18 protein-coding genes are annotated in these 23,783 nt (G+C 63.5%); 11 read left to right on the forward strand and 7 right to left on the reverse strand.

Annotated elements, in window-relative coordinates; all coding sequences use genetic code 11:
- The first annotated feature begins 9 nt into the window (after positions 1 to 9).
- From ACS0VV_RS10070 to ACS0VV_RS10080, 3 genes are read left to right on the forward strand one after another with little or no spacing between them, the layout of a single operon-like run.
- A complete protein-coding gene (locus tag ACS0VV_RS10070) occupies positions 10 to 873 on the forward strand; it encodes a 2OG-Fe(II) oxygenase (RefSeq protein WP_483532575.1) in 864 nt (287 codons plus the stop codon).
- Positions 858 to 1,820: a hypothetical protein gene (locus tag ACS0VV_RS10075; protein ID WP_483532576.1), complete on the forward strand. Its 963-nt coding sequence runs from the start codon at positions 858 to 860 to the stop codon at positions 1,818 to 1,820. The genes ACS0VV_RS10070 and ACS0VV_RS10075 overlap by 16 nt, the downstream gene beginning before the upstream one ends.
- Positions 1,817 to 5,104: an FG-GAP-like repeat-containing protein gene (locus ACS0VV_RS10080; protein ID WP_483532577.1), complete on the forward strand. Its 3,288-nt coding sequence runs from the start codon at positions 1,817 to 1,819 to the stop codon at positions 5,102 to 5,104. Before ACS0VV_RS10075 ends, ACS0VV_RS10080 begins: the two co-directional genes overlap by 4 nt.
- Here ACS0VV_RS10080 and ACS0VV_RS10085 read toward each other — a convergent pair.
- Entirely contained in the window at positions 5,101 to 5,835 is a 735-nt protein-coding gene (locus tag ACS0VV_RS10085) for a GDSL-type esterase/lipase family protein (RefSeq protein WP_483532578.1), read from the reverse strand. The genes ACS0VV_RS10080 and ACS0VV_RS10085 overlap by 4 nt on opposite strands.
- 27 nt (positions 5,836 to 5,862) lie before the next feature.
- Here ACS0VV_RS10085 and ACS0VV_RS10090 point away from each other — a divergent pair, with 27 nt between their 5' ends.
- A complete protein-coding gene (locus ACS0VV_RS10090; RefSeq protein WP_483532579.1) occupies positions 5,863 to 6,591 on the forward strand; it encodes an ABC transporter ATP-binding protein in 729 nt (242 codons plus the stop codon).
- Between the two features lie 111 nt (positions 6,592 to 6,702).
- A complete protein-coding gene (locus ACS0VV_RS10095; protein ID WP_483532580.1) occupies positions 6,703 to 9,210 on the forward strand; it encodes an ABC transporter permease in 2,508 nt (835 codons plus the stop codon).
- 65 nt (positions 9,211 to 9,275) lie between these two features.
- Here ACS0VV_RS10095 and ACS0VV_RS10100 read toward each other — a convergent pair whose 3' ends face one another.
- Positions 9,276 to 10,142, reverse strand: a complete 867-nt coding sequence (locus ACS0VV_RS10100) for a glycerophosphoryl diester phosphodiesterase membrane domain-containing protein (RefSeq protein WP_483532581.1) — start codon at positions 10,140 to 10,142, stop codon at positions 9,276 to 9,278.
- 162 nt (positions 10,143 to 10,304) lie between these two features.
- Entirely contained in the window at positions 10,305 to 13,022 is a 2,718-nt protein-coding gene (locus tag ACS0VV_RS10105) for a TonB-dependent receptor (protein WP_483532582.1), read from the reverse strand.
- Positions 13,023 to 13,365: 343 nt separating this feature from the next.
- Here ACS0VV_RS10105 and typA point away from each other — a divergent pair, with 343 nt between their 5' ends.
- Positions 13,366 to 15,204 carry a translational GTPase TypA gene (typA, locus tag ACS0VV_RS10110; protein WP_483532583.1) on the forward strand — a complete coding sequence of 613 codons (1,839 nt, stop codon included), beginning with the start codon at positions 13,366 to 13,368 and terminating at the stop codon, positions 15,202 to 15,204.
- Between the two features lie 125 nt (positions 15,205 to 15,329).
- On the opposite strand, the gene ACS0VV_RS10115 is transcribed toward typA, so the two are convergent.
- Together ACS0VV_RS10115 and ACS0VV_RS10120 are read right to left on the reverse strand one after the other, a co-directional pair.
- Complete coding sequence (locus ACS0VV_RS10115) at positions 15,330 to 16,049, reverse strand: cytochrome c biogenesis CcdA family protein (protein ID WP_483532584.1); 720 nt, start codon at positions 16,047 to 16,049, stop codon at positions 15,330 to 15,332.
- Between the two features lie 24 nt (positions 16,050 to 16,073).
- Positions 16,074 to 16,469 (reverse strand): thioredoxin family protein, encoded by a 396-nt coding sequence (locus ACS0VV_RS10120; RefSeq protein ID WP_483532585.1) that lies wholly within the window; start codon positions 16,467 to 16,469, stop codon positions 16,074 to 16,076.
- 166 nt (positions 16,470 to 16,635) lie between these two features.
- Between ACS0VV_RS10120 and bchE the strand changes: the two genes are divergently transcribed.
- The 3 genes from bchE to ACS0VV_RS10135 are packed head-to-tail and all read left to right on the forward strand — an operon-like array spanning position 16,636 to position 20,083.
- Complete coding sequence (gene bchE, locus ACS0VV_RS10125; RefSeq protein ID WP_483532586.1) at positions 16,636 to 18,267, forward strand: magnesium-protoporphyrin IX monomethyl ester anaerobic oxidative cyclase; 1,632 nt, start codon at positions 16,636 to 16,638, stop codon at positions 18,265 to 18,267.
- 1 nt (position 18,268) lies between these two features.
- On the forward strand, positions 18,269 to 18,871 hold the full coding sequence (gene bchJ / locus ACS0VV_RS10130; protein WP_483532587.1) for a bacteriochlorophyll 4-vinyl reductase: 603 nt from the start codon (positions 18,269 to 18,271) through the stop codon (positions 18,869 to 18,871).
- Positions 18,872 to 18,931: 60 nt separating this feature from the next.
- On the forward strand, positions 18,932 to 20,083 hold the full coding sequence (locus tag ACS0VV_RS10135) for a glycosyltransferase family 4 protein (protein WP_483533525.1): 1,152 nt from the start codon (positions 18,932 to 18,934) through the stop codon (positions 20,081 to 20,083).
- On the opposite strand, the gene ACS0VV_RS10140 is transcribed toward ACS0VV_RS10135, so the two are convergent.
- Both ACS0VV_RS10140 and ACS0VV_RS10145 read right to left on the reverse strand, forming a co-directional pair.
- On the reverse strand, positions 20,075 to 20,533 hold the full coding sequence (locus tag ACS0VV_RS10140) for a hypothetical protein (protein WP_483532588.1): 459 nt from the start codon (positions 20,531 to 20,533) through the stop codon (positions 20,075 to 20,077). The genes ACS0VV_RS10135 and ACS0VV_RS10140 overlap by 9 nt on opposite strands.
- 70 nt (positions 20,534 to 20,603) lie before the next feature.
- Positions 20,604 to 21,479 carry a PadR family transcriptional regulator gene (locus ACS0VV_RS10145; RefSeq protein ID WP_483532589.1) on the reverse strand — a complete coding sequence of 292 codons (876 nt, stop codon included), beginning with the start codon at positions 21,477 to 21,479 and terminating at the stop codon, positions 20,604 to 20,606.
- A gap of 121 nt (positions 21,480 to 21,600) precedes the next feature.
- Between ACS0VV_RS10145 and ACS0VV_RS10150 the strand changes: the two genes are divergently transcribed.
- Both ACS0VV_RS10150 and ACS0VV_RS10155 read left to right on the forward strand, forming a co-directional pair.
- Positions 21,601 to 22,917: a replication-associated recombination protein A gene (locus ACS0VV_RS10150; RefSeq protein ID WP_483532590.1), complete on the forward strand. Its 1,317-nt coding sequence runs from the start codon at positions 21,601 to 21,603 to the stop codon at positions 22,915 to 22,917.
- The gene (locus ACS0VV_RS10155) at positions 22,910 to 23,779 is read left to right on the forward strand and encodes a hypothetical protein (protein WP_483532591.1); all 870 of its coding nucleotides are present in this window, start codon (positions 22,910 to 22,912) and stop codon (positions 23,777 to 23,779) included. Before ACS0VV_RS10150 ends, ACS0VV_RS10155 begins: the two co-directional genes overlap by 8 nt.
- Positions 23,780 to 23,783: the final 4 nt, after the last annotated feature.

Consider the following 23,783-nt stretch of genomic DNA (forward strand, 5'->3'; position numbering starts at 1 on the left):
CGGCGCGCCGTGCACGAAGATACGCGCATCCAGTACGGCCAGCTTGCACGGCTTGGCGATGCCTCCGTCAACGCGGCGATGCTCGCGCAGCTGGAGGGGAAGTCTTCCGATCAGGCACAGATGCTCCGCGCCAATCTGTTGCGGCGGAGCGGCGATCTGGCAGCGGCGCGCAAGATCCTTATCGGCGAGGATGGACAATCCATCGAGGAACTCGCCATTCCCGCAGGCCTGACGACCCCGCCCGACAACTTCATTGCACCGCTGATTGTGATCGACGATCTGCTTGCCCCCGAAGAGATGGCAACGCTGTTCCGTCACGCGTGCGAGCGCGAGGAGCATTTCAAAAAGGCGCGGCTGTCATCGGGCGACCAGCCGTACGATCCCGACAAGCGGGAGACGCTGCTTGATTGGCACTTTACCGAGCGAAAGGACTGGTTTCTCGCCTTCATCGAAGACAATCTTGCGCGCTTCCAGCAGGCGATGGGATTGCCGGGTTTCACGATCACCAAGTCTGAGATCAAGCTGACCAACCATGTGGAAGGCGGCTTCTTCAATACCCATCGCGACAACCACAATCCGCCAAATGAGGCGGGGCGCGCGCTGACATGGCTGTATTATTTCGGACACGAGACACCGCGCTTCACTGGCGGCGAACTGTTCGTTTTCGATTCCAACTTCGCCAAGGGCCAAATCTCGGACAGTTTCTTCACCAAGGTCGTGCCACGCCCCAACCGCTTTGTTGCTTTCCCCAGCTGGTTCTACCACGCGGTCGGATCGACGCAGGTGCCGGGGAACGGTTTTGCCGATGGCCGTTTCGCGGTAAGCGGACACGTCAGCAAGGGTGAAGACACAGCGCAATGGCCTGGCCTGTGAGCGCGCCGGACTTTCTGCCGATCCGCGTTCAGCGGGCGGGCGAGCATCTGCTGCTTCGCCTGATCGACATTGCGGATTTCGACTGGTCGGCGGGCTTCTTCCGCGACGGCGTGCCCATGAATGCAAAGGCGCACGCAATGCGCGCCTTTCCCGAATGGCAAGCCGCACTGGGTCAGCGCGATCCCGACTACAGCGACGTGACGTTGATCTTCCATGTCGCGCGCTGCGGATCGACGTTGCTCGCGCGCAATATCGAAGCGACGGGCCAGGCGCTGGTGCTGCGCGAACCGCCGTTCTTTTCGGTGCTTCATGGACGCGATGCGCCGGATGCGACGCCGTCCGCGCGGATGGATATCGCGCTCGCCATTCTGGAGCCTTGGCGCAGGTTTGCGAAGAGACGGGGCAAGCCGCTGGTTATGAAACTGTCGAGCCGTCTCAACCGCTTTATGCCGGAGCTTGTCGAGGCGATGCCCGGCGCGCGGATCATAGCGCTGCACCGCGAACCGCTGGCCGTGCTCGAATCGCTCGACCGCAAGCGTAGCGACCGTCCCGAAGTGGTAGCTGCTGCGAGGGAAGCGCCCCTCCCCGAACCACTCGCCGGGTTCCAAGGCGACCCGTACGTGCTGGGCAGTGCTAGCATCTATCTGCGTACGCTGGACGCGATGCGGGACTTGCCGGAGCGCGCGCTGGTGCTGGGCTATGCGGAGATGGCCGAAAGGTTCGGCGAAGTCCTGACGCATATCGGACTGGAGCAGGCTACGGCTCCAGAGTGGACTAGCGCCAGCAACGCCAAAGCGAGTGGCACAATGGCGGCGGAACCTTACGTTCCCGTCGCGCCTGCAAGGCTGGCAGACTTCGCCTCGGCTAACGGCCCTCTGATCGAGCGGCTTGAGAAACACTATACCGCATTCTGCGAAACGATCCGACAAACGGAGCCCGTGCTGTGAACGATGCCACTTTCACCTCCTTGGCGCCGATCGCTGAAAAGCGGCGCGACTACCGGCTCTGGCTGGTGATTGCGCTGACAATCGCGCTGGCGGTCTTTTTCTGGTCGGGCAGCCGTTATCCGGCGTTGAGCGAGAAGGCTCTGATGGGCGGCGACACCCCGCTCTCCGGCCTGTCCTTCGATATCGCCATCGAAGTGGTGCCGGGCTCCGGCTTCCTCTCCGTGCTGTGGGCGAACACGATCAACTGGATCGTCACCAATATGAAGGGCATGACCTTCGGCGTGCTGTTTGGAGCGATGGCGCTGACTTTGTTGTCGCTGATCCAGCGGCGCAGCTTCAAGAACGGCTTTGCCAACTCCGCGCTGGGCGCGGTGATCGGTGCTCCGCTCGGCGTGTGCGTCAATTGCGCAGTGCCGATTGCGATGGGTCTGCACGCCGGGCGCTTGCGGCTGGAGACAACGCTGTCCGCCATGCTCGCCAGCCCGACGCTGAACGTGATCGTGGTGACGATGAGCTTCGCGCTGCTGCCCGTGCAGGTGGCGGCGGTAAAGCTGCTAGCCGCGCTGGCGATGGTGCTGGTCGGCGTACCGCTGCTGTGCCGCTTCATCCTGAAGGATGAAACCGAGGCAACACGCCATACCAGCGCCGCCAGCGAAGTCGGGCAGAAGCTGACCGGCCTTTCCGGATGGCTGATGCGGCACCTCGCCCCGCGCGAATACGAGGCGGGCGAATATGGCGTAGTGGACACACTAATCTGGTTCGTGCGGCATTATGCGCGCAATTTCTTCTTCATCTTCATCGTCACCGTGCCGATGATGTTTCTGGCGGCATTGCTCGGCGCGCTGTTTGTCGAAATATTCAGCCCCAGCGCCTTTGTCGGCGTGCTGCCAAGTTCCAGCCTGCTGGCCATTGCCGGCGGGATGCTGATCGTCGCGCTTTTCCTCAGCTTTGCCCCTGCCCCCATGGCACTCGATGTCATTCTGACGGCAGTCTTGCTGAGTATCGGCATGAACGATGCCTATGGCGCGGCGGCGGTTGTCGCGCTGGGATCGTTCAGCGTTTACGCCTTCATCGTCATCTGGCGCGCGATTTCGCTGCGCACAGCGGTCTCGATGTGGCTGATGGTGGTCGCGGCGGCGGTTTGTGCGGGCTTGCTGGCGCAAGCACTGGCCGAACCGGCGCGCGATTTCCGCCTCGCCAGCTATCGCGCGATCATCGCGGCAAGCCCGCCGGTTGAGTGGCCCGAAGCCCCCGATACCGAGCAGGCGGTGCCGCTGGCCGAGCTGCGCCCGCTTCTTGACGAACAGACGGTGCGCGGAGAGCGCGTCGCTTTCACCAGCGAGGGCGAAAGCATTGCCGCGCTCGACCTGCTGCCGATCACCACCGCGCCTTCACCCACAAGCGATGGCCCCGTCTTCTCCCGCATCATCGGCCGCGATATCGGCATCGGCATCAGCGAGCCGCTGCATTCCATGGCGCGCTCCTTCTTCCACCAGTTTGACGGCGGCGTGGCAGCGGGGGACATTCACGGCGATGGCTGGACGGACATCGTCCTGCGCAAGAGCTTCCTTGCCACCGGCGCCGCGATCTACGCCAATATCGGCGGGACTTTCGTCCGCCAGCAGGCCGATCTCGGCCCGGTTGACGCGGCAATCGTCCACAATATCGCGCTGGCCGATCTGGATGCCGACGGCGCGCTTGATCTGTTCGTCTCGACGCGGGCTGACGGCAATTACCTGTTCTGGAACCGTGGCGGCGGTTTCGATGCCGGTGCCATGGTGAAGCTGGAAGGCGATGACCGTTCGATCACGCAATCGGTGGCCTTCGCCGATTTCAACCGCGACGGGGTGCTCGATATCGCGCTCGGCAATGCCGGGGTTGGCCTGTCCGCGCCCGGTTTCAACAACCACACCGCCGAAACGCAGCAGAATTTCATCCTCTACGGCGATGGCGAAGGCGGCTTTACGCGCGCGCCATTTGCTGATTTCAACGGCCAGACGCTGACCCTGCTTGCCAGCGATTTCGACCGCAACGGCACGATCGACATTTTGTCGGGTGATGACGTCGCAGTGACCGACGAATTCCAGCTGTTTGACCGCGAAGGCCAAATGTCATCGCCGCGCGGTGCCGAGGTGCCCTTCCCGTTCCGCTTGCGCACGTCGATGAGCTACGACGAAGGCGACTTCAACAATGACCTCGTCCCCGATTACTACGGCGGCCAGATCGCGCCCGCAGACCGCGCGGGGACAACGGGAGAGCGGATTGCCAATCTGCGCACGCTCTGCGCGCAAATGGGCGACGATGAAGGCTGGGACGCAGACAGGCGCGAGGCCTGCGTGGCGCAGCTCAACGCCATCGCGCAGCTGAAGGGCGGCTATCAGGCGGGCCTGCAATCGGGCTGCGAGACGATGCGTGACCCCGGCCTGCGCGTGCAATGCGCGGCGCGTGCCTTCACCCAGTATTACGCCAATGCGCGCAGCGATGCGCCGGACCAAGGGCTCTACCGGCGTTGCCGTCAGGACATGGCGGGCAATCCCCGCTTCGTTGAACTCTGCGATTCGCTGCTGCTGCGCACGCAGCCGCAACCGTCGAGCCGCGAGATGGAGCGACTGCTGGGCCCGAGCTACAGCGATCGCAACATCCTGCTCCTTGGACGAGCCGATGGCGGTTTTGACGAAGTAGCAGCACCGCAAGGGGTGAACCGCCCCGGCTGGACGTGGGATGCGCGCTTCACCGATCTCGATCAGGATGGCTGGCAGGATCTGCTGGTGATGACCGGATATTGGGCGCGCACACCGGAGGATGATCGCAATGTCTTCTACCGCAATGTGCGCGGGCAATTCGAGGATGCGAGCGCGGCTTTCGGGCTCGACGATCCGCTGCCTTCCTACAGCGCCGCACGGCTCGATTTCGACCGCGATGGCGATGTCGACCTGATCCGCTCGCTGTCCGGCCCCAATGTCATCGCCCACCGCAACGACCGCCCCGCCGGACGCGGGCTATGGGTACATTTGCGGCAGAGCGGCGGCAACACCATGGCGATTGGCGCGCGGGTTACGATCTGCACCGGCGGCGTGACACAGGTGACAGTGGGTTTGTGCCAGGTACGCCCGATCAAGGCGAGCGGCGGTTACCAGTCCTTCGACCCCATCGCCGCGCATTTCGGCCTCGGCAGCGCGGGTGCGGTGTCGCTGATCGCGGTGACATGGCCCGACGGCAGCGAAAGCCTCATCCGCCCTCGATCCTTGCGCGGTGGTGAGGTTGTGGTGACGCGGGGGCGTTAAGCGCCCTCGTCCTCCTCGGGCAGCGCGCCGATCACCGTATCGACCGTCGCCGCGACCATCGCGTCGACGCCCTCGGCGGTGGGGTGGATGCGGTCGGGCAGCAGCAGGTCGGGATTGGCGGCGAGGGGTTCCATAAAGAACGGCACCAAGGTCGCGCCATATTGTTCGGCGAGCGCGGGATAGAGCCCGTCAAACGCCGCTTGGTATTCCGGCCCCAGATTGGGCGGCGCGCGCATTCCCATCAGCACCACGGGAATGTCCCGCTCGGCGAAGGTCTGCAACATGGCTTCGAGATTGGCGCGGGTCTGTTCGGGTGAAAGCTGGCGCAGCAGATCATTGCCGCCCAGCTCCAGAATGGCCAGTTCAGGCGTTTCGCCCAGATTATCGAGCACGAAGGCGAGCCGGTCACGCCCCGCCTGTGTCGTGTCACCCGAAACGCCCGCATCGATCACCCGCGCATTGATCCCGCGCGCGCGCATCACCGCTTCGAGCCGTTCGGGATAGCCCTCTTCGTCTTCGAGATTGTATCCCGCCATCAGACTGTCGCCAAAACCGAGGATCACCCGCTCCGGCCCCATCACCGGCAGCACCTCTTCAATCGGCGCATCGACTTCCGCCTGCGCCTCGCTAACAGGCGGAGCTTCGGCACCGCACGCGGCCAGCGCCAGCGCGGGAATGATCGACGAAAAGCGCATCACGCTCTTCCACGGGATTAGGGATGGGTTGTTCATAGCCACTAGCTATGCCATCGGCAGCGCGTGACAAGCCCCCAAGATACATCCCCCGTCATTTCCGCACGCGATCTGCGCCTTACCCTGGGCGAAGGCGAAGCGGCTGTTGAAATCCTGCGCGGCATCGATCTGGATGTTGCCCCCGGCGAAACGCTGGCTTTGCTCGGCCCTTCGGGCAGCGGCAAAAGCTCGCTAATGTCGGTGCTGTCCGGATTGGAGCAAGCCACATCGGGCCAGCTCACGGTCGCGGGCAAGGACTTCACCACGTTGAGCGAGGATGAACTTGCCCTCGCCCGCCGTGGCCGCATCGGCATCGTGTTGCAGGCGTTCCACCTGCTGCCGACGATGAACGCGCTGGAAAACGTCGCCACGCCGATGGAACTCGCGGGCGATGCTGCGGCGTGGAAAAAGGCGGAGGCGGAGCTGACCGCCGTCGGCCTCGGCCATCGCCTCACCCATTATCCGGCGCAGCTTTCGGGCGGCGAGCAGCAGCGCGTTGCCATCGCCCGCGCCATCGCCGCGCGCCCGCCGCTGATCTTCGCGGACGAGCCGACCGGCAATCTCGACACCACCACCGGCACCAGCGTGGAAGACGTGTTGTTTGACCGCCGCGCGGAAACCGGCGCAACGCTGGTGGTGATTACCCACGATCCGAAGCTCGCCGAACGCTGCAACCGCGTGGTAACGCTGGGCGATGGCGTGATTGTGAGCGATACCGCTAATCCTCCCCCATCGGGGGAGGGGAACCATGCGTAGCATGGTGGAGGGGCACCCCCATCATTCGCGCGCGGTGATGCCGTTTTCAGCCACACCCTGCCCCTCCACCAGACTACGTCTGGTTCCCCTCCCCGTGCCGGGGAGGAACTGGTGAGCTGGGCCCGCGCCTGGACGATTGCGCGTCGCGACCTTTCCAGCGGGTTCCGCGGGCTGCGGCTGCTGCTCGTGTGCCTGTTCCTCGGCGTGGGGGCGCTTGCGGCCATCGGCTCGCTGACCTCGGCAATCCAGAACGAGCTTGACGGCCAAGGGCAGGCGCTGCTCGGCGGTGATATGGAAGTCGAGCTGTGGCAACGCCCGCTCAACGCAGAAGAAACCGCGCTGCTCGAACAATATGGCGAACTGTCGCCCGGCTACCGGATGCAGGCCATGGCCAGCACCGAAGAGGCTGCGGTTCCGGTCGAGCTGAAAGCGGTTGCGGGCAATTACCCGATGTATGGCACGCTGCTGCTCGAAAGCGGCGCGGCGCAGGCTCCTGAAGGCAATAATGCCTATCTCGCACCCGGCGCGGCGGAGCGTCTCGACGTGGCGGTGGGCGAGACGATCACTATCGGCACCGAAAGCGTCACCGTCAGCGGGATCATCGCCGAAGAGCCCGACCGGCTGAGCGAAGGCTTTGCCCTGGGCCAGACGGTGATCGTCGCGCGTGACCTTCCCGAGCGCGCGGGGCTCACAGCACCCGGCGCGCTTTACGAGACCAAGACCCGCCTGCGTTTTGACGGTGCTTACGACGCCGAAGCCATCGAAGAAGAGCTGCGCGTTGCCGCGCCCAATGTCTCCTACGATATCCGCACTGCCGGACGCGCATCACCGGGCGCGGACCGCTTTGTGAGCCGCATGGGCGAGTTTCTGACGCTGGTGGGGCTAGCCGCTCTGGTGATTGCAGGGATCGGTATTGGCGGCGGGGTCAATTCCTATCTGGAGGCACGACGCAATTCGATTGCGACGCTCAAAATCCTCGGCGCTACCTCGCGCGATATTTCCCGCATCTACGCGCTCGAAGTCGGCGCGGCTGCACTGGCGGGCTCGCTGGCGGGACTGTTGGTCGGCGTGCTCGTCACACCCTTGCTGGCGACCCTGCTCGGCTCGCTGCTGCCGGTTTCGACCACTTTCGTGATCGACCCGTGGGCGCTGGCCCGTGCGTTGCTGTTCGGCCTGCTGGTGGCGCTGATCTTTGCCGCGCCCCCGCTTGCCCGAGCCAAGACATTCCCCGCCATGGCACTGATGCGTGCGCGCGTTTCTCCGCTGGCGCGGCAGTGGAAGGATGCGGCGATCCCTGTCGGTATCGGGCTTATCGGCATCACCGTATTGGCGGTCGCCTTCTCGCCCACCCCGCTATTGTCGGCGGGCTTCCTCGGCGGAGCCGCCGCGATCCTCGGCTTTCTCGCGCTGCTCGGCTGGGCCATCCGCAAGGCGGCTGCGAAGGCGCCGCGCCCCTCCAACCCCATCGCCCGCGCTGCCATCGCCAATATGCACCGCCCCGGCGCGGCGACCGGTTCGCTGGTGACCGCATTGGGCTTCGGCCTTGCCGCATTCGTCCTGCTCGCCGCTTTGCAGACGAGCCTCGGCAACAACATCCAGCGCAGCGTGCCCGATTTGGCGCCCGACTATTTCGTGCTCGATATCCCCAAGGACGAGCTCGCGAATTTCAATGCCGTGGTCGAGGAAACCGTGCCCGGCGCGCAGATCGACGCGGTGCCGACAATGCGCGGGACGATCATTTCTTTCGGGCCGGAAGACAACCAGCAGATCGTCGCCGAGATCGAGGAACTGCCTGATGGCGCATGGGGTTTGCGCGGCGAACGCGGGCTGACCTATGCCGCCGCTTTGCCCGACGGCAATGTTATTACCGAAGGCGAATGGTGGCCCCCGCTTTATCGCGGCGAGAATCTCGTCTCGGTCGATGTCGATCTGGCCGAGGCCGCAGGGCTCAATATCGGCGATATGATCACCGTCTCGATCCTCGGCGTGGAGCGCACCGCGCGGATTGCCAGCTTCCGCCGGATCGATTGGGAGAGCCTTGGCTTCAACAATGTCTGGGTGTTTTCGCCCAGCACGCTGGAGGATACGCCGCACAATCTCGCCGCGACGATTTCCCTGCCCGAAGACGCAGAAACCGGCGGGCTGCTGCGCAATCTTGTGCGCGCTTTCCCAAGCTCAAGTGTAATTGAGGTTGGGCCGCTGCTGACCGAGGCGCGCGCCGTGCTCGATCAGGTGTCGCTGGCTATCCTTGCGGCGGCTTCGGTGGCGGTGCTGGCGGGCATAGCGGTGCTGCTGGGCGCGATTGCAGCGGCGCGGGCGGCGCGGATTTACGACACGGTGATCCTGCGCGTGCTTGGCGCGAGCCGTCGCCAACTGCTTGCGCTGCAATTCGCCGAGTTTGGCCTGCTCGCTGCGGTTCTGGCGGGCGTTGCCCTGGCACTGGGATCGGGCGTCGCGTGGCTTATCATCACGCAATTGTTCGAATTCGACTGGCTGCCTGATTGGGGCCAGATCTTTGCCGTCCTCGGCGGGGGGCTGGTGCTGGTGCTCGGTTTTGCGCTGGGAGCCTCTCTCCCGCTGCTGCGCGCACGACCGGCGCAAACGCTGCGGTCGCTTTAAGGCGCATACGAAAAGCCCGCCGCTGAGCTTCCTCACCGACGGGCCTTTTCTCGCCAAAATCGCGCTTATTCGAAGGTCGCGCTGACGCTTGCGGCGGGCGAGAGCCCAGCGTGCAAGGCCGACATAAAGCTCGACATGACCATCGCGCCCAGCGCAGAAAGCAAACCAAAGGCAACCAGCGCAAGGATAACCCCGCCCGACATCGCCGCCATGCTTTCTGTACCCGACGCACCCATCATGGTCGCTGCCAAGCCGCCACCGAGCACCGCGAAGACAAGAAACGACAGCACGATCAAGAGCACAGCGAAGACCAGCACCGTGGCGAATATCCGCAGGGCGTTGCCGCTGGTGAGGCTCCATGAGCGGGTGATCGCGTTGATCGGATTGCGTTCTCCCTCAACCGCGATGATCGGCATGGTGAGGATGAGACGGCACACGATCCAGAGGAACACCAGCACGGCAGCAAGCGCGCCGATGGTAGAGCCAAAATCGCCCGCGATGGAAAGGATCGCCACCACAATCGCCAGCGCGATGCCGATAATGAAATAGCCGACGATGAAAATCAGCACGAGGCCGAGCGCGGTCGGAATGCTCTTGATCCCGGTCATGAAAGACGTGCCGATATCGGGCGAGAGCAAGGGCGATGCCTGGTGCGCCAGCGAAATCTGCGAGGCGAAAGAGACAACGAAAAACGCGAAGTAAAAGACGAAAATCATTGCAAACAAGCCGATCCCGAGGCCCGCTGCTCCCGCCGGAGATTCGAAATCTCCCATCCCCGCCAACATGAATTGCGAACCGATCGCGCCGAAGACGACGAACATCAGCACGATTTGCAGTGCGAAATAGATCGCCCAAACACCCAGCAAGCCGCCGAAGCGCTGCTTCACCATGCCGAATGTGTTGGATATCACCTGCCCGATATTGAGTTCCATGATTGAGCCCCTTCCCCTGAAAACAGCAGGCAACAAGCCATCACAGTTTGGCAAGCAAGGCAAGCGCGAACAATCAACACTGCACCGCTTTGCGCTTTGAAAAGCCGCATGAAAAAGGGGGCCCGAAAGCCCCCTTTCCCAAATCCCGTTTGAACGATGCCGTTACCAGTTGAAACGCAGCGTTGCACCGTAGGTGCGCGGATCGTTCGGGTAGCCCGACACGCTGCGCGGCTGCGCGGGGCTGTCGAACACCGTACCGAAGTCGCGGTGGTCAAGCAGGTTGCGGCCCCAGAATTGCAGCGCGAAGCCGCTATCGTCTTCATAGGTGATCGACGCGGTCAGATTGCTCTGGCGTGCGGTGAAGGGCAGGCCGGCGTCGATCGCGGGCTGGCCGTTGGCAATCGTGCCGTCGGGCGCGCGCACTGCGAATGCGGGCAGGCCTTCGACCAGCTGGTACTCGGTCGACCACAGATAGTTCACGCGCGGGATGAGCATACCGCGACGCAGCTGTCCTTCATACTGCGCGCCGACAATCACGGTATATTCGGGGATGCCCGAAGGACGGGTGCCCGAAATATCGCCCTGCGCAGACTGGATGAAGCTGTCGAAGGTCGGATCGAGATAGGTGACCGCAGCGTTGAGGGTCAGGCCGTCAGCCGGGAACCACTGCGTTTCCAGTTCGACACCGAAGGTCGACTGGCTGCCCGCATTGGCCAGCACAAAGCCCGCACCGGTGAAGATGTTGGTCTGGAACCCTTCGATTTCCTGATCGAACACGGTCAGGTTGATCGAGGCGAAATCGTAATTCGCCTTGATGCCCGCTTCCATCACGGTCGATTCTTCGGGGCCGGCAAAGCGCGAACCATAGGTCTGGTTCGGCTGGGCAAGACCCGCATTGATGATCGCCTGACGATCCGCCAGCGAAGGACGGGCGTCACGCGACAGGTTGATCGAGCTGGCCTTGAAACCGGTGGCGTAGCTCAGATAGATGTTCACATCGGGCGTCACGTCATATGCGAGGCGCGCGGTGTAGCTGAAATTGCTGTCATTGGTCGTGCCGTCTTCAACGGAGTTGGGAACGCCAAGGAAAGGCGGCAGGAACTGCAATGCGCGCAGCGGGTTCAGCGGGTTTGCCAGCGGGTTGTTGACATTAGCGGCAGCAAACTGGCCAGCCTGGATCTGGATCTGCTGGAAGGCAGCAAAGTTCGCCGCGCTCGATCCGGCGAAGGCAGCAACTTCGGCAGCCGTCGCGCCGCGACCAAGACCAAGCACGGTTCCCACGGCCTGCGACACGAAGCCTTGGCCCAGCACCTGCCCGCGGAAAGGCGCCAGCTGCGGCGCATTGAAGTCGATCGACGAGAACACGTCGGTCGACACCGCATCCTGCGTGAAGACCTTGCTGTCATCGGTGTAGTTGCCGCCCAGCGTCAGCACCAGACCATCGACGATTTCGAAGTCGACCTGCCCGAACAGCGAGTAGGCTTCCGAATCCAGCGTGTAGTTTTCGGTGAAACCCTGACCCTGATTGAAGAAGGTGCCCACGAAGTTCTGGCCGAAGGATGCGCTGAAGACCTGCTCCAGCGGCACGGCGGTCGGGAACAGCGGCGACGGAGTGAGCACGAAAGCGCCACTCGACAGGTTACCGACGAGCAGGTTCGCGTAGTTGCGGAAGTCCGCGCCATACAGCAGCTGCTGGTAGGATTCGACGTCTTCGTTGATGTAGAACGCGCCCAGCAGCACATCGACACGGTCAGCAATCGAACCGGTGATGCGGAATTCCTGCGTAAAGGTGCCGATTTCCAGATCCTGCGAGTTCGGGAAAATCAGGTCGGCGCTGGAGAAGTCCGAGTCCTGGAAAGTCAGCGATTCGGTGGTGCGGCTGGCGGTGATCGAGGTCAGCGTCCAGTCACCCACTTCGTAATCGATCTGCGCCGAAATGCCGTGATTGACGATGTCGTTGGTCGAATCGAAGTTGTTGAACACGATATCGGCGAACGGATCGTTGGGATCGGTCACCTGGCCGCCGACGCCGAGAATGGCCGCGGTGGACGGGCCGCTTTGCGCATTGATAGCGGCGCAGCAGATTTCGTCGATGCTGTCATAGTCGGCGATCAGGCGGACGCGCAGATTGGTGCCGTTATCCACCAGCAACTGGCCCCGTGCGAACCAGCGGTCGCGGTTGTTCGAGGCGCTGCCGGTGTTCAAATCTTCGAAGAAGCCCTGACGGCTGTTGATGCCGCCAGCGATGCTGACCGCAACCATGTCCGACAGCGGGCCGGTGGCGTAGGCGCGCGCAACCACCTGATCGTAATTGCCATAGGTGAATTCGGCATTGCCGCCGAAATCGAACTGCGGTTCCTCGGTAACAACCGAGATTACGCCCGCCGAGGCGTTTTTCCCGAACAGGGTCGACTGCGGACCGCGCAGCACTTCGACGCGCTGCACGGCGGGAAGATCGCTGATCGAGGAGGCGGTGCGGCTGCGGAACACACCATCGATGAACACACCGACCGACGGTTCGATACCGACATTGTTCGCGCCGTTGCCGAAGCCGCGGATGAAGAAGCCGGTATTGGCCGAGGACTGGCGCTGGCCGACAGTCAGCGAGGGCACGACGGTTTGCAGATCGCGGATGTCGCGGATCACGTCACGCTCGAGCGTTTCGGCACCGGTCACCGACACGGCGACGGGAATTTCCTGCAGCGTCTGTTCGCGCTTGGTGGCGGTCACAACAATGGTGTTGCCTGTCTGCGCGGTCTCTTCTTCGCCCGGATCGGCGTCCTGCGCATAGGCAGCGCCCGGAACAATCAGTGCAGCAGCGGCGACGCCGCAAAGGAAATTGCGCGAATAACCGGCCTCACCGGCACGAAACTTGGTCATTGATTTCTCCATCTCTCCCGCGGGACATGGAAACCGTTGCCATCTCGCAACGTTTCTCCCATCCCCCTCAGCGACCTAAGGGTCAGGCCTTGTCTATTACGCAGCCTGTAACCGGCGCACAATTGACAGATTCGCAGGGCTTTCACAATGTTCAACACACTGTAACATTAGCGCAACAGGGAAAGGTCTGACGTATACGTAAGGCGCGTGCTTGCGGCTTTGCCTCCACCGCGCATCTTGCGGCTGGCGGCGTTAGCGTCTAGGGGCGCTCCCGTTCGCAGGTGCAACATTCCCGCCCTGCCGTTTTGACGCCTGCCAAGGCCCCTGTTCAGGAATATGCATAATGTCCGCGCCCCTTCGTAACGTGGCGATCATCGCGCACGTTGACCACGGCAAAACCACGCTGGTTGACCAGCTCTTCCGCCAGTCCGGCACCTTCCGCGAAAACCAGCGCGTCGAAGAACGCGCGATGGACAGCAACGAGCTGGAGCAGGAACGCGGGATCACCATTCTTGCCAAGCCCACGAGCGTAGAATGGGCGCCTCCGGGCGGTACGCATACCTACCGCATCAATATCGTCGATACGCCCGGCCACGCCGATTTCGGCGCCGAAGTGGAGCGTATCCTCAGCATGGTTGATGGCGTGATCCTGTTGGTCGATGCCGCCGAAGGGCCGATGCCGCAGACCAAATTCGTCACCGGCAAGGCGCTGGGCCTCGGCCTCAAGCCCATCGTCGTCGTCAACAAGATTGACCGCCACGATGCGCGCGCCACCGAAGTGCTGGACGAAGTGTTCGATCTGTTCGTCAATCTCGACGCGAATGACGAACAGCTCGATTTTCCTGTGCTCTATGCCTCCGGCCGCAGCGGCTATGCCAGTGCCGATCCCGAAGCGCGCGAAGGCGATCTGCTGCCGCTGTTCAATATGATCGTCAGCCACGTACCCGCCCCCGATCTCGACGAGGAAGGCGATTTCGCCATGCTCGCCACCCTACTCGATCGCGACGCTTTCCTTGGCCGTATCCTGACGGGTCGCATCGAAAGTGGGCGACTGGAAGTAGGAATGCCGATCAAGGCGCTGGACGTGTTCGGCAAGCAGGTTGAAGTTGGCCGTGCGACCAAGGTCTTCGCCTACAATGGCCTCGAGCGTGAGCCGGTGCTGCACGCCAAGGCGGGCGATATCGTCGCTATCGCTGGCCTGACGGATGCGACCGTTTCCAATACGCTTTGCCACCCGAATGTCACCGCGCCGATCCACGCCCAGCCGATCGATCCGCCCACGCTCAGCATGACCTTCTCGGTCAATGACAGCCCCTATGCGGGCCGCGAGGGCGACAAGGTGCAGAGCCGCGTGATCCGCGACCGGCTGGAGCGCGAGGCCGAGGGCAATGTCGCCATCCGCATCACCGAAAGCGCGGGCAAGGACGCGTTCGAAGTGGCAGGCCGCGGCGAATTGCAGCTCGGCGTGCTTATCGAAACCATGCGCCGCGAAGGCTTCGAGCTGTCGATCAGCCGCCCGCGCGTGCTCTACCGCGAAGAAAACGGCGAGCGGCTGGAGCCGTATGAAACCGTCGTCGTCGATGTCGACGATGAATTCAGCGGCACGGTTGTCGACAAGATGGCGCAGCGCAAGGCCGAGATGACCGAAATGCGCCCCAGCGGCGGCGGCAAGACGCGCCTCACCTTCATCGCCCCTTCGCGCGGCCTGATCGGTTATCACGGCGAGTTCCTCTCCGACACGCGCGGCACCGGCATCATGAACCGGCTGTTCGACAGCTACGGTCCGCACAAGGGCAAGATCGCCGGACGCCAGAACGGCGTGCTCATCAGCATGGAACAGGGCGAGGCGCAGGCCTATGCGCTCAACACCATCGAGGAGCGCGGCGTGCTGTTCGTCAGCCCCGGCGAGAAGCTGTATCAGGGCATGATTATCGGCGAAAACGCGAAGCCCGAGGATCTTGAGGTGAACCCGCTCAAGAGCAAGCAGCTCACCAACTTCCGCGCCAGCGGCAAGGACGAAGGCATCCGCCTCACCCCGCCGCGCAAGATGACGCTGGAGCAGGCCATCGCCTATATCGGCGATGACGAAATCGTGGAGGTGACCCCGCAATCGATCCGCCTGCGCAAACTCCACCTCGACCCGCACGAGCGCAAACGGGCAAAGCGCGCTGCGGGGGATTGAGTTAAGCAAAAGGCCCGGCCGTCTCTCGGCGGCCGGGCCTTGCCTTCGGGGCGACCCGAAGGCTCCTTGTTCCTGAGCAGTGGGGGGAAGCGGAGCTCAGGAACGGGGGTTCATTGTGTGTGCCCTCAGAAGCGTGTGGTGAACTCCACCAGCCCCTGCGGCAACAGATCGAGCGCCCAGACTTCGATCATCCGGTCAAAGCCCGTCACCACCAGCATTCCCGCCAGCAGCACCGCGCCGCCGAGCAGGGGCTTGGCGTAGCGGGCAATCGACTGCATCGACTTGCTGCGCTGGCCCAAGGCCTTGCGCGATCCGTAGGCGAAGACGAGGATCGAGGTCGCCACGCCTAGCCCGAAGACGAGGAAGATGCCGAAGGCGGAGAGCAGGTTCTCGCCCTGCGCCGCTGCGGCAATCGCGATGCCGAGCGTCGGCCCGACGCACGGTGCCCAGACAAGGCCGAGCAGGCCGCCGACCACGAACTGCCCGATAGCGCCCTCCCCGCTCGTGCGGCCCAGCATTCGCTGGCCAGCGCCCGTCAACGGAGCCGCCGCTGCGCTCAATGCCATCTGCGCGCGCGGCACGAGCAGCACCGCGCCCGCCACCATCAGCAGCCCGCCCGCCGTGTAGCGCAGCAGCTGCTCGTCCAGCCCGATCTGGAAACCGAAGGCGATTACCAGCAGACCGAAAGTGGAGAAGCTCAGCACCAACCCGCCAGCCAGCGCCGCCGGGCCCCAGCGGCTCTTGCCCATGGCGGTGGCGATAATGATCGGCACCAGCGGCAATACGCAGGGGTTGAGGATCGTCACCAGACCGGCGACGAAGGCGAGGGCGAGGCTGCCGAGCATGGCGCTGGTCTCCAGTCAGCCGGATCAGGCCGCGCCGAGCACGAAATTGCGCAGCCGCGTGCGGTTGGTCTCGGCCACCGAGCGACCGGTTTCCTCGCGCCCCTGGAACACCAGAATGGTCGACTGGCGGGGGATATTATGCGCGCGGCGGAAGGCCGCATTGCTATCGAAATCGACACGGATGAACAGCGCATCGGCAAGGTCGGGGTGGCTGCGCAGCTCGCGCAGGATCGGTTCCTGCGCGCGGCAGGTGGGGCACCACGGCGCGTGGACATCGACGATGATCGTCCGCCCCTCGCGCTGCGCCGCTTCGAACGTGCTCTGCGAATATTCGACCAACCGCGCCTGCGCCTGCGCCGCCACGGGAACCATCGCAAACAATGCCGCGACGGCGAGGATAAGGGTCTTGAATGGCTTCATCGGAAATCTCCTTCGAACGGGTGATAGGAGGCCATTCGAAGGGGATGTGCGGAGGGTTACACAGGTCACCGTGGATTTGATCCCGATCAATGCATGGAAGGGGCAACAGGCGCACCAAGACAGCACAACGCGGTAGGTCCAGCCGCCAGACACGAGAGGCTGCCGCATGAAAATCCTGTTCGTCCATCCCAATTACCGCTCCGGCGGGGCCGAGATTGCCGGCACATGGCCGCCCGCCTGGGTCGCTTATCTCTCAGGCCCGCTCAAGCGCGCTGGCTTTACCGACATCACCTTTATCGATGCGATGACCGAGAATGTCTCGGACGAGGAATTGCAGCGCCGTATCAATGAATTGCAGCCCGATGTGGTGGGGACGACGGCAATCACACCCAGCATCTATGCCGCAGAGCGGGTGCTGGAAATCGCAGCGCTCTGCGCGCCCGATGCGGTGCGCGTTCTCGGCGGTGTCCACGCCACTTTCATGTACAAGCAAGTGCTGACCGAAGCGCCGCATATCGATGTCATCGTGCGCGGCGAAGGCGAGGAGATCGCCGTCAACCTGTTCACCGCGATCAAGGAAGGGCGCTGGCCGCAAGACCGCGAGCGGATCAAGGGCCTTGCCTTCCGCGATGGTGACCAGATTATCGCCACCGGCGCTGCCGACACGATCAAGGATATGGCGTCCATCCGGCCCGACTGGGACATTCTCGACTGGCAGCAATATATCTACCTGCCGCTCAACACGAAGGTCGCCATTCCCAATCTGGCGCGCGGTTGCCCCTTCACTTGCTCCTTCTGCTCACAATGGAAATTCTGGCGCGATTACCGCGTGCGCGATCCGAAGGACGTGGTCGACGAGATCGAGGAATTGCACGTAAAGCACGGCGTCGGCTTCTTCATCCTCGCGGACGAGGAGCCCACGATCAACCGCAAGAAATTCATCGAATTCTGTCAGGAGCTCATTGATCGCGGCCTGCCCGACAAGGTGAAGTGGGGGATCAATACCCGCGTCACCGATATCTACCGCGACCGCGAATTGCTGCCTTTCTATCGCAAGGCGGGGCTGGTCCATGTCAGCCTTGGCACCGAAGCGGCTGCACAAATGAAGCTCGACCGGTTCAACAAGGAAACCAAGGTCGAGGAAAACAAGAACGCCATCAAGCTACTACGCGAAGCGGATATCTTCGTGGAAGCGCAATTTATCGTCGGGCTCGACAATGAAACGCCCGAGACGCTCGAAGAAACCTATCGCATGGCGTGGGACTGGCAGCCCGACCTCGCCAATTGGGCGATGTACACGCCCTGGCCCTTCACCCCGCTGTTCGAGGAGATCAAGGATCAGGTCGAGATCCACGATTTCAGCAAATACAATTTCGTCACTCCCATCATGAAACCCACCGCGATGGAGCGCGGCGAACTGCTTGACGGCGTGATGAAGAATTACCGCCGCTTCTATATGCAGAAAGCGCTGTTCCATTATCCGTGGCGCGGTACCGGTTTCCGGCGGCGTTATTTGCTCGGCTGCCTCTACGCCTTCCTGCGCGCCGGGTTCAAACGCACCTTCTATGATCTGGGCAAGGCGGGCTATTGGGGCCCGCAAACGAAGAAGCAGCTGGACTGGCATTTCGACGAAACCCGCGAAGTCGCAGCCGCTGCCGCAACCGACTGGCAGACCAATGCCGACAAGGCCGCGCAGGCACAGGCGCGGCGCGATGCGGTGCGCAAGCAGATGAAAGAACGGGCAGAGACACGCCAGCGTGACCGGCTGGATGTCGGCGCAGCTGCATCGGACGATTAGCATGACAGCGGCCCCCAGAATGGCGGGCTGCTCGCCCGCGCTGATCGGGCCCAATGCGGTGCTGCAAATGGTCGCCGCAATGGATCGGCGGCTGGGGAGCGAAAGCCGCGAGATCATCATGCGGGCGGCGGGGATCGCCTTAATGCCCAGCGGGCACGACATGATCCCCGAACGTGATGCCATGCGGCTGCATCAGGCGCTGCTCGCGCTCGCGCCGCGCCATGCAACCGAGATTGCGCGCGAGGCGGGGATCGGCACGGCGGACTACATCATCGCCAATCGCATCCCCGCCCCTGCGCGTTGGCTCTTGCGGCTCCTCCCGGCTCGCCTCGCCGCGCCGCTGCTGATGACGGCAATCCGCAAACACGCCTGGACATTCGTTGGTGCCGGCGCATTCAATGCGGAGACACCATGGTCGTTTTCGATCGACCGCGGCGGCCTGTCCGAAGCCTCGCCACCGCCGACGGCCTATGTCTGGTATGCAGCAGTATTCTCCCGCCTGTATCAGGAACTGGTAAGCCGCCGCTGCGAATGCCGCGATTGCCAGAGCGGAGCGTGGCATAGCCCCCGCCATTCCTTTCGCATCACACCTTTCGCGGTGTGAAGCGGCGCAACCGCGCCCTCCCCCTTCCCCTCTATGGCGCACTCGCCTAAGGGCTGGCGGATGGAAATGTCCGACCTTCGCATTGCGCTGTTCAGCGGCAATTACAACTACGTCCGCGACGGGGCGAACAAGGCGCAGAACCGGCTGGTGGAAACGCTGCTGGCGCACGGTGTCGATGTGCGGGTCTATGCTCCGACGGTGCCGGAGCCTGCATTCGAGCCGACGGGTACGCTCGTATCGGTGCCCTCCTTCGCCATTCCGGGGCGCGGTGAATACCGCATTCCGTGGAGCCTTTCAGGCGAGGCGCTGCGCGATCTGGAGGCGTTTGATCCGCACGTCGTCCACATCTCCAGTCCCGACCGCGCGGCGCGCAAGGCGGCGGACTGGGCGAAGGCGCGCGGCAAGCCGTTGGTCTGCACCATCCACACGCGGTTCGAGACCTATCCCGAATTCTACGGCTTCGGCTTCCTGCAACCGGCGGTCGAGGCGTGGCTGCGGCCGCTCTACGCCAAATGCGACCTGCTGTTGGTGCCGAGCCCGACCATGGTGCCCGTGCTCAAGGAGCAGCGGATGAACGAGGAGGTCGCGATCTGGTCACGCGGGGTGGAGAAAGGGATATTCCATCCCGGCGCGCGTGATCTGGAGTGGCGGCGCGGCATAGGTCTGGCGGACGAACCGCCAGTCATCGGCTTCCTCGGGCGGCTGGTGCTGGAAAAAGGCCTTGGCATTTTCGCCGAGACGCTCGCCGAATTGCGCACGCGCGGGGTGCCGCATCAGGTGATGGTGGTGGGCGACGGCCCCGCGCGCAGCTGGTTCGCCGAGCGCGCTCCGGATGCGGTGTTCACCGGCTTTCAGGGCGGCGCCGATCTGGGCCGCGCGGTGGCGAGCATGGATATGCTCTTCAACCCCAGCACGACCGAGACCTTCGGCAATGTGACTCTGGAAGCGATGGCCTGCGGGGTGCCGGTGGTGGCGGCGCAGGCGACGGGCAGCAGCGGCTTGCTAGAGAACGGGCGGACGGGACGGCTGATGCCTCCCGGCGACCCGCAAGGCTTCGCCGATGCGCTGGCGGCCTATTGCCGCGATCCGGCTCTGGCAAAGGCGCATGGGGAAGCTGCGGCGAAGGATGCCGAACCCTATGACTGGGAAACGATCAACCTCTCGGTCGCCGAACAATATCTCCGCCTGCTGGCAGAGCGCGGCTCAGCGTAGCACGCCCCTTGCCCGCATGGCGCGCGCATAGAGCGTGAGGCCAAGCATGACGACGAACACCACCGCCACCATGATGTAAACGGTCGAGGGCTCGCTCATTCCGGGGATCGGATTGGCAATCCCGTAAGCGTTCGATACCAGAAAGGCGATGATCGAGGCGACGAAGACGGGAAAGGCGAATCGGCTGCGCAGCAGCAGCAGCACCGCGCCCGCAAGGCCGCCCCAGACGCCAACCGCCCAGATTGCGTCCATCCACACCGGAAAGGCGGCAAAATAGGCCAGCGCAGCATCGGTATCCACCCCGGCAGGCGCCATCGCCGCTTCGATATAGGCGCGGTCCGCCGATTGCGTCATGAAGTAATCGTAGCAGCCGAATGATGTAAACAGCACGGCAACAACCGCCACTGCCCACAAATGCCACGGCGTCTGCACTCTTTCCGGTTCCAACATAAACCCCTCCCCGAGTTTCTTCGGGAAGGGGTATCATGAGTTGCCGGAAAGGAAAATCCGGTGAACGAAGTTACATCCGCTCGATCTTGCGGGCGAGCGCGTCGATCAGGTCAATGATCTGGTCCTGGTCGATTTCCTTCATCCCGCCTTTCGAGGCCTTGTTGGTGAGCACCGTCGCCAGATTGCCTAGCGAGCGGAACAGATCGGCTGAAGCCTTGGGCTTGGCACGCTGCGCGCGGCGGCCCAGCCGTTCCCACAACTCGGTCACTTCGTCCGCGCGGTCTGCCAGTTCGGCAAGGCCCGCTTCGGTCGCCTGGTAGAGCTTGCGCGCATCGTCGCTTTCCTCAACCGCGATCACGCCTTCGTCATTGAGCATTTGCAGCGTCGGATAGACGATGCCTGGCGACGGCGAATAGGCGCCGTCGGTCATCTCTTCCAAGGCCTTGATCAGTTCGTATCCGTGGCGCGCTTCCTCCGCGAGCATGGCGAGCAGCACGAGGCGCAATTCGCCCGAGCCGAACATCCGGCGGCGCTTTTGCGGCGGACCGCCAAAGGTTTCACTTGTGGTGCGGCGCGATGAGCCTCCGCGGCGCTGGCCGAAAATGCCACCGGGGCCGAAGAATCCTTGCGCACCAAACGGGCCTTGCGCGCCGAAGGGTCCTCGCGGTCCGAACGGGCCGTCGCGCCCGAAGGGGCCATCCGCTCCAAAAACGTCATCCAGCCGCACTTTTGCGCGGCGGCTCCGGGGGGAGCAATCGTCGTCCTCGATTTCGATCTCGACCTCCACATCGAAGTCCTCGCCCTCGGGAAAATCATCGATCTCCACATCGACATCTTCCATGTCTTCCGGTTCGATCACTTCCTCGGTCGGCGCGGCGCGCTTGCCCTGCTTGGGCGGCTTCGGGGGTTTGGGCGGCTTTGCGCCCGTTGCATTGCGTTTGGCCATGGCCATGTCTCCAATCTCGTCCCACAGTTAAGATATATCTTAGACCTATCATAACAAGAGGCGGGTGAAAATTTTTGGCCACCGCTACCCCGCCCTGCTTCCAGCCATTAGACGTTTAGCCATGGCCGACCTTTTCGCTGATGATCCGCCCCAGCGCGCGCCCGATGAGCCAAGCGAGGACGCGCCGCTGGCTGATCGCCTGCGACCACGCTCGCTTGAGGAAGTGATCGGGCAGGAACATCTTACCGGCCCCGAAGGCGCGATTGGCCGGATGGTGGCCGCGGGCAAACTCTCCAGCATGATCCTGTGGGGGCCGCCCGGCACCGGCAAGACGAGCATTGCCCGCCTGCTCGCCGATGCGGTGGGGATGCGATACGAGGCGGTGAGCGCGGTCTTTTCCGGCGTCGCCGACCTCAAGAAGGCCTTTGCCGCCGCCGAGACCGCACAGAAAGCGGGACAGCGGACGCTGCTGTTCGTGGACGAAATCCACCGCTTCAACCGCGCGCAGCAGGACGGCTTCCTGCCCTTCGTCGAACGCGGCGCGGTGACGCTGGTCGGCGCGACGACCGAGAACCCCAGCTTCGAGCTGAACGCCGCTTTGCTCAGCCGCGCGCAGGTGCTTGTCCTGAAAAGGCTTGATGCGGCGGCTTTGGGCAAATTGGTGGAGCGGGCGGAGGCGCTAAAAGGTCCGCTTCCGCTCACACCAGAAGCCCGCGAGGCGCTGATCGCCACCGCCGATGGTGACGGGCGCTTCCTGCTCAATCAGGCAGAGACGCTGTACAACGCGCAGATCGACGCGCCGCTCGATCCCGCCGCGCTCGGCCAGTTCCTGCAACGCCGCGTCGCGGTGTATGACAAGGACCGCGAAGGCCATTACAACCTCATCTCTGCCCTACACAAGGCGGTGCGCGGATCAGACCCGCAGGCGGCGCTGTATTATCTCGCGCGGATGCTGGTGGCGGGGGAAGAGCCGCTCTTCCTCGCACGCCGCCTCATCCGCATGGCGGTGGAGGATATCGGCATGGCCGACCCCGCCGCGCTCACCCAATGCATGGCGGCAAAGGATGCCTACCAGTTCCTCGGCAGCCCCGAAGGCGAGTTGGCGCTGGTGCAAGCCTGCATCTACCTCGCCACCGCGCCCAAATCGAATGCGGTCTATGTGGCACAAAAGGCCGCTTATCGCTGCGCGAAGGAAACGGGCAGCCTGATGCCGCCGATGAACATCGTCAATCCGGCAACGGGGATGATGAAGAAGCTCGGCTACGGCCACGGCTACACCTACGATCACGATGCAGATGAAGGCTTTTCCGGCGACAATTACTGGCCGGAAGAAATGGAGCCGCAGGAATTCTACAAGCCGGTCGAGCGCGGGTTCGAACGCAAGGTGCGCGAACGGCTCGACTATTGGGCGCGGCTGCGCGAGGAGCGGCGTGGTTAGGGATTTCGAGCATTTCATCGCGGTCGACTGGTCGGGCGCGCGGGGGGAGCGGCACAGGGCGATCACCATGGCGGTTGCGCATCGCGACGGCGGGCCGCCGGTGCTGGTCGAGCGGCGAAAGGGTTGGTCGCGCGAGGAGGTGCTGCACGTCTTGCGCGACGAATTGCCGGACAACACACTGGTCGGGCTCGATCTAGGGATCGCCCTGCCCTTTGCCGATGCCGGTGCGTTCTTTCCCGGCTGGAATCGCTCGCCCGCCGATGCGAAGGCGCTCTGGGCGCTGATCGACAGCATTTGCGAAGGCGACGCGCATCTTTCCGCCAGCAGCTTTGTCGATCACAAGCAGGCGAGCGCCTATTTCCGCCGCCATGGCGGGCGCGAGGGCGCGCATTTCGGCGGAGGGCGCGGGCGTTTCCGGGTTGCAGAAGAAGCGCAGGCCAGGATGGGGTGCAAGCCCTATTCGAACTTCAACCTCGTCGGCGCGGCGCAGGTGGGCAAGTCGAGCCTTACCGGGATGCGCGTCTTGCACCGGCTGGATGGCAAGGTGCCCGTTTGGCCCGTCGACCCGTTGCCGCATGGCGGCCCGGTCATCGTGGAGATTTACACCGCGCTCGCGGCAATGGCGGCAGGGCGCAGCGCCGCGCGCAGCAAGATCCGCAGCTATGAAGAACTGGACGAGGCGCTCGGCAATCTGGGCAGTCCGCCCGTGGGCCGAACCGGCGATGTCGACGACCATGCCACCGATGCGCTCATCACCGCCGCTTGGCTGCGCAAAGTGGCAGGCGATATTGCGCTGTGGTCGCCCAAGGGCCTCACCCCGCAAATAGCGCGCACAGAAGGCTGGACGTTTGGCGCCGCTTGAGGCA

The organism is Aurantiacibacter sp. KMU-128, assembly GCF_056933515.1.